Annotated in this window: 5 protein-coding genes; 4 read left to right on the forward strand and 1 reads right to left on the reverse strand. The window is 69.2% G+C overall.

Annotation, left to right across the window (positions count from 1 at the left end; translation table 11 throughout):
* The coding region (locus AC1DXV_RS29705) for an AMP-binding protein (protein ID WP_477937036.1) at positions 1-420 on the reverse strand (420 nt) is incomplete at its 3' end.
* A gap of 155 nt (positions 421-575) precedes the next feature.
* Between AC1DXV_RS29705 and AC1DXV_RS29710 the strand changes: the two genes are divergently transcribed.
* The 4 genes from AC1DXV_RS29710 (at position 576) to boxA (ending at position 5999) form a co-directional block, all read left to right on the forward strand.
* Positions 576-1499 (forward strand): helix-turn-helix transcriptional regulator, encoded by a 924-nt coding sequence (locus tag AC1DXV_RS29710; protein WP_477872400.1) that lies wholly within the window; start codon positions 576-578, stop codon positions 1497-1499.
* Positions 1500-1576: 77 nt separating this feature from the next.
* Positions 1577-3271 carry a 2,3-epoxybenzoyl-CoA dihydrolase gene (boxC, locus tag AC1DXV_RS29715; protein WP_477937038.1) on the forward strand — a complete coding sequence of 565 codons (1695 nt, stop codon included), beginning with the start codon at positions 1577-1579 and terminating at the stop codon, positions 3269-3271.
* A gap of 60 nt (positions 3272-3331) precedes the next feature.
* A complete protein-coding gene (gene boxB, locus AC1DXV_RS29720) occupies positions 3332-4759 on the forward strand; it encodes a benzoyl-CoA 2,3-epoxidase subunit BoxB (protein ID WP_477871905.1) in 1428 nt (475 codons plus the stop codon).
* A 7-nt stretch (positions 4760-4766) separates the two neighbouring features.
* Positions 4767-5999, forward strand: a complete 1233-nt coding sequence (gene boxA / locus AC1DXV_RS29725) for a benzoyl-CoA 2,3-epoxidase subunit BoxA (RefSeq protein ID WP_477871903.1) — start codon at positions 4767-4769, stop codon at positions 5997-5999.
* Positions 6000-6501 lie beyond the last annotated feature (502 nt).

The following is a 6501-nucleotide window of genomic DNA, read 5'->3' on the forward strand; positions in this document are numbered from 1 at the left end:
CAGCACGACGGCCGGCGGGTCGCCGAGCCCGGCCAGCGCCTGCTGCGCCGCCGGCCACAGCGCGCCCGACACCACCAGCGCACGGGCGCGGCTGTGCGCCAGCAGGTAGCCGTAGTCCGCGGCCGGCAGCAGCGTGTTGACCGGCACCGGCACCAGGCCGGCATACAGCGCACCGAGGAAGGCCACCGGCATGTCCACCGTGTCCAGCATCATCAGCAGCACGCGCTCCTCGCGGCGCAGGCCCAGGCGCAACAGGCCGGCGGCGCAACGCTGCACGCGGTCGGCCAGCTCGCCGTAGCTGAGCCGGCCGTCGTCGTCGATGTAGGCGGTCTTCGTGGCACGGCCCGCGTTGCACTGCAGCAGGTGGGCTGCGACGTTGAATCGTTCGGGCGGCGCCACCACGGCGAGGTTCGCGGGCATGCTGTTCTCCTGACGGGACGGCCGCGGTTTTACCTCAAGCCGACCCGATCTCCGCATAATGCATTCACGGACAGTGCAATGATCGGTTGATGCAATATGTTGCACTGGATTCAGTATAAACAGCAGTCCCGATCGACCCTGTTACGGACATACCCTTGGACCGAATCCCGAACTCGCCCACCGCGCCGGAAGGCGATCCTGATCCGACCACCGACAAAGACCCGTTCCTCGCCGCCCTGGGCGAGCGCACGCGGGCGCTGCGATCCCGGCGCGGCCTGACACGCAAGAGCCTGGCCAAGGTGGCCGACGTGTCCGAGCGCCACCTGGCGAATGTCGAGATGGGGGTCGGCAATGCGTCGGTGCAGTTCCTGCGGCAGCTCGCGCAGGCCCTGAACTGCACGCTGGCCGAGCTGGTCGGCGACGAGACGGCCAGCTCGCCGGAGTGGCTGATGATCCGCGAGATCCTGCGCGGCCGCAGCGAATCGGAGCTCGCGCAGGCCCGCTCCGCGCTGGCCTCGGTGTTCGGCGCGCCGGCCAGCCAGGCGGCGCGGCGGCAGCGGGTCGCGCTGATCGGGCTGCGCGGCGCCGGCAAGAGCACGCTCGGGAAGATGCTGGCCGACAGCTGGGCCGTGCCCTTCGTCGAGCTGAACCGCCACATCGAGACGGTGGCCGGCTGCAGCGTCTCCGAGATCCATTCGCTGTACGGCCCGGCCGCCTACCGGCGCCACGAGCGGCGCGCGCTCGAGGAGTGCATCCAGCGCTACCCGCGCGCGGTGATCGCGACGCCCGGCGGCATCGTCTCCGACCCGGCCACCTTCAACATGCTGCTGGCGCACTGCTACACCGTGTGGGTGCGCGCCTCGCCCGAGGAGCACATGAACCGGGTGCTGGCGCAGGGCGACACCCGGCCGATGTCGGGCAATGCCGAGGCGATGAACGACCTGCGGCGCATCCTCGAGAGCCGCGCCGCCTTCTACTCGAAGGCCGACGAGGTGTTCGACACCAGCGACAAGACCATGGAGGCCGCATTCACGGCCCTGCAGGACCAATTGCGGGGCACGATCCGGCTGGCGGGTTGACGCTGGCGGCTGCATGCACTAAATTGCATCTTCATTGACGGGCGTGCAGCATGTTGCCGCTCGCCGGAGATGCCCCCATGACAAATGTCCCCCCTGCCGCTTTCCCTGTTGACTCGCCGGTCGACTCCCCGGTCGATTACGAAACCCACCCGGATCGCTACCGCCACTGGCGGCTGAGCGTCGAAGGCCAGGTCGCCACGCTCGTGATGGCCGTCAGCGAGGACGGCGGGCTGCGCGCGGGCTACAAGCTGAAGCTGAACAGCTACGACCTCGGCGTCGACATCGAGCTGCACGACGCGGTGCAGCGCATCCGCTTCGAGCACCCGGCGGTGCGCACGGTGATCCTCACCAGCGGCCGCGACCGGGTGTTCTGCTCGGGCGCCAACATCTTCATGCTCGGCCTGTCCAGCCACGGCTGGAAGGTCAACTTCTGCAAGTTCACGAACGAGACGCGCAACGGGCTCGAAGACAGCAGCCGGCACGGCGGCCTGAAGTTCCTCGCCGCGGTGAACGGCGCCTGCGCCGGCGGCGGCTACGAGCTGGCGGCGGCCTGCGACGAGATCATCCTGGTCGACGACCGCTCGTCGGCCGTCAGCCTGCCCGAGGTGCCGCTGCTCGGCGTGCTGCCCGGCACCGGTGGGCTGACGCGCCTGACCGACAAGCGCCGCGTGCGCCACGACCATGCCGACATCTTCTGCACCACCAGCGAAGGCGTGCGTGGCAAGAAGGCGGTGGACTGGCGGCTGGTCGATGAAGCCGTGAAGACGCAGGCCTTCGCGCAGCGCGTGCAGGAGCGGGCGCGCGAACTGGCCGCGACGAGCGACCGCCCGGCCGATGCGCGCGGCGTGCCGCTGCCGCGGCTCGTGAAGCAGGTGTCGGCGGATGGCCTGGCCTACGGCCACGTCGACGTGCAGATCGACCGCGCCGCGCGCCACGCGACGTTGACCGTGCGTGGCCCCGTTGGCGCGCAGCCGGCCGACCTCGCCGGCATCGAGGCCGCCGGCGCCGCCTGGTACCCGCTGCAGATGGCGCGCGAGCTGGACGACGCGATCCTCCACCTGCGCACCAACGAGCCCGAGATCGGCACCTGGCTGCTGAAGACGCAGGGCGCGGTCGACGCGGTGCTCGCGCTCGACGCGACGCTGCAGGCGCACCGTTCGCACTGGCTGGTGCGCGAGACCATCGGCCTGCTGCGCCGCACGCTGGCGCGGCTCGACGTGTCGTCGCGCTCGCTGTTCGCGCTGGTCGACCGCGGCTCGTGCTTTGCCGGCTCGCTGCTCGAGATCGCGCTCGCCGCGGACCGCATCTACATGCTGGCGCTGCCCGACGAGCCCGCTGCGGCGCCGCGCATCGCGTTGTCGGCGTTCAACTTCGGCGACCTGCAGATGGTGAGCCGCGAGACGCGCCTGCAGCGCCGCTTTCACCGCGATGCCGGCGAGATCGCCGCGGTGCAGGCGGTGCAGGGCAAGGCGCTCGATGCCGACGAGGCGCTCGCGCTCGGCCTCGTCACGGCGGCGCCGGACGACATCGACTGGGCCGACGAGATCCGCATCGCGCTGGAGGAGCGCGCGAGCCTGTCGCCCGATGCGCTGACCGGCCTGGAGGCCAACCTGCGCTTCGCCGGCACCGAGAGCATGGAGACCCGCATCTTCGGCCGGCTGACCGCGTGGCAGAACTGGATCTTCAACCGCCCGAACGCCGTCGGCGAAGCGGGCGCGCTGAAGGTCTACGGCACCGGGCACAAGGCGCAGTTCGACTGGAAGAGAGTCTGAAGGCGTACACAAGCCGTTCGCACTGAGCCTGTCGAAGTGCAGCGCAACGAAACCAAGTCCATGTCCAGCATCAACTACACCGACAAGATCCCCAACAACGTCAACCTGTCCGAGGACCGGACGCTGCAGCGTGCGCTCGAGCACTGGCAGCCCAACTACCTGAACTGGTGGCAGGACATGGGCCCCGACGGCTCGCACGGCTTCGATGTCTACCTGCGCACCGCGACCAGCACCACGCCCGACGGTTGGGCGCAGTTCGGCCACGTGAAGATGCCCGACTACCGCTGGGGCATCTTCCTCGCGCAGCCCGAGGCCGACCGCAGGATCGGCTTCGGCGACCACCAGGGCGAGGCCGCCTGGCAGGACGTGCCCGGCGAGCACCGCGCCAACCTGCGCCGCATCATCGTCACGCAGGGCGACACCGAGCCGGCCTCGGTCGAGCAGCAGCGCCACCTCGGCAAGACGGCGCCCAGCCAGTACGACCTGCGCAACCTGTTCCAGGTGAACGTCGAGGAAGGCCGCCACCTGTGGGCGATGGTCTACCTGCTGCACAAGCACTTCGGCCGCGACGGCCGCGAGGAGGCCGAGGCACTGCTCGAGCGCCGCTCCGGCGACCAGGACAACCCGCGCATCCTCGGGGCCTTCAATGAAGAGACGCCCGACTGGCTGGCGTTCTACATGTTCACCTACTTCACCGACCGCGACGGCAAGTTCCAGCTGTGCGCGCTGGCCGAGAGCGCGTTCGATCCGTTGTCGCGCACCACGCGCTTCATGCTGACCGAAGAGGCGCACCACATGTTCGTCGGCGAGTCGGGGGTGTCGCGCGTGATCCAGCGCACCTGCGAGGTGATGAAGCAGACCGGCATCGAAGACCCGGCCGAGCTGCGCCGCCACGGCGTGATCGACCTGCCGACGATCCAGCGCTACCTGAACTTCCACTACAGCGTGACGATCGACCTGTTCGGTGCCGACCAGTCGAGCAACGCGGCGATCTTCTACAGCTCGGGCCTGAAGGGCCGCTACGAAGAAGGCAAGCGCGCCGATGACCACGTGCTGAAGGGCGCCCACTACAAGATCCTCGACGTGCGCGACGGCGTGCTGGTCGACAAGGAGGTGCCGATGCTGAACGCGCTGAACGAGGTGCTGCGCGACGACTACATCCGCGACTCGTCGGCCGGCGTGAACCGCTGGAACAAGGTGATCGAGAAGGCCGGCATCGCGTTCCGGCTGAGCGTGCCGCACAAGGCCTTCAACCGCCACATCGGCAGCTTCGCCGGGCTGCGCGTGAGCCCCGACGGCCGGGTGATCGGCGAGATCGAATGGCAGGCCCATGTGCGCGAATGGCTCGCGAGCGAGGAAGACCGCGCCTATGTCGCGTCGCTGATGGGCCGCGTGGTCGAACCCGGCAAGTACGCGAACTGGATTGCGCCGCCGCCGATCGGCATCAACAAGCAGCCGGTCGACTTCGAGTACGTGCGTTTCAACTGAGGATGTGATGGACCCGGTCGTCTTCATCCAGCAGCACCTGATCGATCCCGAGGTCTGCATCCGCTGCAACACCTGCGAGGAGACCTGCCCGGTCGACGCGATCACGCACGACGACCGCAACTACGTCGTCGACGCGGCCATCTGCAACGGCTGCCAGGCCTGCGTGTCGCCGTGCCCGACCGGCAGCATCGACCACTGGCACCCGGTGCCGAAGGCGGCGGCGTATTCGATCGAGGCGCAGTTCGGCTGGGACGAGTTGCCGCCGAAGCAGGAGATGCCGGCGCTCGCGCAGGTGCCGGCCGATGCGGGGGCGCCGCCGGTCGACGAGGTGCCGCCGCAGGCGAATGCCGCGGTGTCGCCGAGCTCGCCGAGGCCGCCGTGGTCGGCCGCGCATCCCTACCTGAACCTGCACACGCTGAAAAAGCCGGTGCAGGCGACGGTGGCCGGCAACTTCCGGCTGACCGCGGCCGACGCCGAGGGCGACATCCACCACCTGGTGCTCGATTTCGGCACGCAGTTCTTTCCGTTGCTCGAGGGGCAGTCGATCGGCATCGTGCCGCCCGGTGTCGATGCCGCCGGCAGGTCGCACTACCTGCGCATGTACTCGGTCGCGAGCCCGCGCAGTGGCGAGCGCGAGGGTTACAACAACGTCTCGCTGACGGTGAAGCGGGTCACGAGCGACCACGACGGCCGACCGGTGCACGGCGTCGCGTCGAACTACCTGTGCGACCTGCGCAAGGGCGACACGGTGCAGGTCTGCGGCCCGTTCGGCGACCGTTTCCTGATGCCCAACCATGCGGGCTCGAACCTGCTGATGGTGTGCACCGGCACCGGCGCGGCGCCGATGCGGGCGATGACCGAGCACCGGCGGCGGCTGATGCAGGCGGGCAAGCCGGTCTACGGCGGGCTGATGCTGTTCTTCGGCGCGCGCCGGCCGGAGGAGCTGCCGTACTTCGGGCCCTTGACCAAGCTGCCGGCCTCGTTCATCGACACCTCGCTCGCGTTCTCACGCGTGCCGGGGCAGCCGCGCCGCTATGTGCAGGACCTGATGCGCGAGCGCGCCGCCGACATTGCCCTGCTGCTGCGCGGCGACACCTGCCTCTACCTGTGCGGGCTGAAGGGCATGGAGACCGGCGTGCTGGACGCGCTGGCCGACATCTGCGCCGAGGCGGGGCTCGATTGGCCGCTGCTGCACCAACGGCTGGTGGACGAGGGGCGTTTCCACGTCGAGACGTACTGAATGGGTTCCATGCGCAGTTCTGTGCGAGGCAAAGGCGCGGGCGGGGGGTGTGGGGCTCGCCGGCCGGTGCGGTCATCGCCCCTGGCGGTGCGATGACTCCCCTGCGCCATCTGCTTTCATGAACCGTCGCCGAAACTCCCTCCACTCACTTCGTTCGTTGTGGTCAAACAGTCGGCGACAGTCAGTGCACGAAGCGCGCTGCGCGCGCGGTTCATGAAAGCAGACGGCTCCGGCGCCCCGYCYTKATTGGCGCTCCCCACACCCCCCGCCCGCGCCTTTGCCGAACCGGTGGCTCGACGCGCAGAAAASACGCAYGRCGCKCCCGGGTGCCAACCCGGGAATCAACCCCCATTTGTTCGCTTGTCACCTCTCCAAAGAGCGGTGGTGGCAGAAGGCGCGTGCGGGGAGGCTGTGGAGCGCCAATAAAGCCGGGGCGCCGGAGCTGGCTGGTTTCATGGCCCGCGTGCGCAGCACGCTTCGTGCACTGACTGTCGCCCACTGT

The organism is Rhizobacter sp. P3_C12 (assembly GCF_056402735.1).

Bases quoted from the DNA above. Each gene is read 5' to 3' on its own strand.
- boxC (WP_477937038.1), top strand. From the start codon at position 1,577: ATGACAAATGTCCCCCCTGCCGCTTTCCCTGTTGACTCGCCGGTCGAC.
- boxB (WP_477871905.1), top strand. From the start codon at position 3,332: ATGTCCAGCATCAACTACACCGACAAGATCCCCAACAACGTCAACCTG.
- boxA (WP_477871903.1), top strand. From the start codon at position 4,767: ATGGACCCGGTCGTCTTCATCCAGCAGCACCTGATCGATCCCGAGGTC.